Origin of the sequence: Microcoleus sp. AT3-D2 (assembly GCF_036705715.1) — a bacterium.
Classification (GTDB): domain Bacteria; phylum Cyanobacteriota; class Cyanobacteriia; order Cyanobacteriales; family Microcoleaceae; genus Microcoleus.
Genome location: NZ_JAUBVE010000174.1, coordinates 1 through 2208, shown reverse-complemented (window position 1 = coordinate 2208; position 2208 = coordinate 1). Strand labels below are relative to the sequence as shown.

The 2208-nt window shown below is 42.6% G+C and carries 4 protein-coding genes; 2 read left to right on the top strand and 2 right to left on the bottom strand.

Translation table 11 applies throughout. From position 1 onward, the window contains the following. Positions 1 to 202: His/Gly/Thr/Pro-type tRNA ligase C-terminal domain-containing protein (locus tag QUB44_RS30595; protein WP_333373638.1), on the top strand; the 202-nt coding region annotated here is incomplete at its 5' end. A 162-nt stretch (positions 203 to 364) separates the two neighbouring features. Further along, on the top strand, positions 365 to 571 hold the full coding sequence (locus QUB44_RS30590; protein ID WP_333373635.1) for a DUF4058 family protein: 207 nt from the start codon (positions 365 to 367) through the stop codon (positions 569 to 571). Between the two features lie 5 nt (positions 572 to 576). Here QUB44_RS30590 and QUB44_RS30585 read toward each other — a convergent pair whose 3' ends face one another. Continuing rightward, positions 577 to 1503 carry a DUF1350 family protein gene (locus tag QUB44_RS30585; RefSeq protein WP_333373633.1) on the bottom strand — a complete coding sequence of 309 codons (927 nt, stop codon included), beginning with the start codon at positions 1501 to 1503 and terminating at the stop codon, positions 577 to 579. Between the two features lie 99 nt (positions 1504 to 1602). Beyond that, entirely contained in the window at positions 1603 to 2091 is a 489-nt protein-coding gene (locus QUB44_RS30580) for a hypothetical protein (protein WP_333373629.1), read from the bottom strand. Between the last annotated feature and the right edge of the window lie 117 nt (positions 2092 to 2208).

Sequence of the window (2208 nt, the reverse complement as noted above, 5' to 3'; positions counted from 1 at the left end):
TGAGAATAGCGAGCGTTTGGGCAAGTTGATTCGCAATGCTGAGAAGGATAAAATTCCGGTGATGGGTGTTGTGGGTGCGAAGGAGGTTGAGGCGAATAGTTTGAATATTCGGACTCGTGCTTCTGGGGAGTTGGGGGCGATTTCGGTTGATGAAGTGATTGGGAGGTTGCAGGGGGCGATTAGTAGTTACGGCGACTTTTAGGTCATTTTAACCGCAGATTTTATAACGGGCGAGACGCCCGTTCCACAATGAACTTAATGGGCGTCTCTCCCGTTCCACGATTCACTTAACGGGCGAGACGCCCGTTCCACAATTAAGGCAAATGATAAGCTGTTGTACATTTAATTTTCACAATCCTCTCCGTTGCCTTTGCACGCCGGTGATGCGGAACCCATTGTAGATTTACAAGCGTTATTTAATGGGGTTTACGATCGCGCCGCCTATGACTTTAGAATCGATTACACCGCCGCACCCGTACCTGCACTGTCCGAAACTGATGCTGCTTGGGCGGATGTTTTGTTGGAGGAGAGAGGGTTGAAAGGGCGATCGCAAATAACAACTGATAGTTAAGCGTCTCACCGCTTTTTCAAAGCATCCAAAAAATGAACAGACCAATATTCAAGAAATCGGCTTTTCAGAGGTTTGATGAATTTATCCCAAGGATTGAGGTCAACAATATAATAACCGATTTTGATACCAATCGGCTCTAAATGTTTGCCTTCTATTTCCTGGCTCAATAAAGGCAATTTTCTATTACTTAGCTGTTGTAGGAGCCAAAGTACATCGCTGTTTTTTTGTTGTTCTGGACTTTTCTTGATATCACTGGTAGAACCAGCAATATCGTCTCGCTCGAAAGAAATTATTGCCGTCAAATTAAACAGAGAACTATTAGCAATAAAGCATTGAGTTTGTTCTCGGGTTGGTAGCACTCCTAAGCGGAATTTGTCTAACAGTTTTGCTAGCGATCGCACTGGAATAGCGCTCTCTGTATTGCTGATATCAGGAGCAATTAATAAGGACGGCTGGTCTTTAATTGAAGGTCTGTCGATGCCCAGATTTTCGATTAACCTTTGAATCCGTTCGTAGTCAGGGCGATCGCAGAATTTCTCCACAATATTTGGATACCGATCGTCGCTTAAAAATTCTAAAAGAGCAATATACTTGCATCCCAGACTGTGACCAACCCAAAAATAACTCGATGGTTCTTGATAAATTTCGCTTTCATAGCCTAATCTTTGAGCAATCTCGGTCAGTTCTGTTCTCAGTACCTCCTGCTCTTTTAATAACCCAATAGCGATCGGCCAGTGACGAAAAGTAAATCTAAATGGCAAAGCAACTACGGTATAACCTTCTTCAAACAACTGCTGTAAAAAATATCTATAAAACAAAGTTGGCAAACTACCAAAAAAAGATCCACCAATAAATTGAACAACACCTTTTGGCTGCGGATGAACAGCCACCCAACTAAAAGAAACAGGCTGAAATTTAAATGAGTTCGACATTTGAATAAAGCTCAGTGAGTGTATACGTAGGCTTAATTAAACGTAATCAAACGTAAGGTGGGCCATGCCCACCCTACAGTTACTTACCCTTTAACAGTTCTAGCCGCGAGACATTCTGACAGGAATATCGAATTTATCCATCACTGTATTTAGCTCTTTCAAATTGACATCATTGGCATCGAGTTGGGCCAGCAGTTGCACTAGCAGTTGAGCTTTTTCTGAATTGTCTGATTCCAAAGTAGCCAAGTCCAAATTACCGTTGCGTAACTCTTCCAAAATCGGGGCAACAATTGGTAAATCGATGGTAATTGGTTTACCTGGTTCAGGGGTAATCTCGTTCAAGCCTTTTCCACTGGCGATCGCTAAAGTGTAATTAATTTGATCGAAGTCTGGTAAAGTTGAAGTTGGTGATGGGAAATCGTTTGGTAAGAAAGTACCGCGAATTTCGGGATTCAATAACACCTTGACTGGTTTCTTGCTTTGGGGTTGAGGCTTTGGAAAGATGGAGCGCGCTGGCACAAATAGCGAGACATAGCCGCGCACTTCCAACAAACCTGGAGTCAGAGTTTTTGGCAGAATGGGCAACAATTGAACAGATGCAGTTTTGTGAGCGGGTATTGTGAAAAATGCAGGGTAAACGCATCTTAACTGGAACCCAAAATATGCTACAGTTAAATCCGACTAAGTTTCAATGTAGTTTGTTGT

Excerpts from the sequence above, each read along its gene's own strand:
- QUB44_RS30585 (WP_333373633.1), bottom strand. The coding sequence starts at position 1,503 with ATGTCGAACTCATTTAAATTTCAGCCTGTTTCTTTTAGTTGGGTGGCT.